The 369-nt window shown below is 69.1% G+C and carries 1 protein-coding gene; it reads left to right on the top strand.

All coding sequences use genetic code 11. The annotated features are described in order from the left end of the window. Positions 1-369, top strand: a 369-nt coding sequence (locus FLO80_RS24275; protein ID WP_149187178.1) for a DUF1175 family protein, incomplete at both ends; no start/stop codon positions are given.

Below are 369 nucleotides of genomic sequence, written 5' to 3'. Positions count from 1 at the left end.
AGCCCGCGGTAACGCTCGACCCGCAGCAATCGCAGGTATTCCGCGCCTGGTTCGTGCGCATCGCCCAGGAACAGTTGCGCCAAGGGCCGAGTCCGCGCTGGCACCAGCAGGACTGCGCCGGCCTGGTGCGCTTCGCCGCCAACGAGGCGCTGAAAGTCCACGATGGCAAGTGGCTGCGCGCCAACGGCCTGTCCAACCGCTACCTGCCCCCGGAGCTGGCGCTCAGTCCCGAGCAACGGCGCCTGGCGCAGAACTGGCAGCAGGGTGGCGGCCAGGTCGGGCCCTACGTGAATGCGATCAAGCTGGTGCAGTTCAACAGCCGGCTGGTCGGTCGCGACCTCAACCAGGCGCGCCCCGGCGACCTGATGT

The organism is Aquicoccus porphyridii (genome assembly GCF_008369105.1).
Taxonomy (GTDB): domain Bacteria; phylum Pseudomonadota; class Alphaproteobacteria; order Rhodobacterales; family Rhodobacteraceae; genus Aquicoccus; species Aquicoccus porphyridii.
This window is presented reverse-complemented; position numbering and strand designations above follow the sequence as displayed.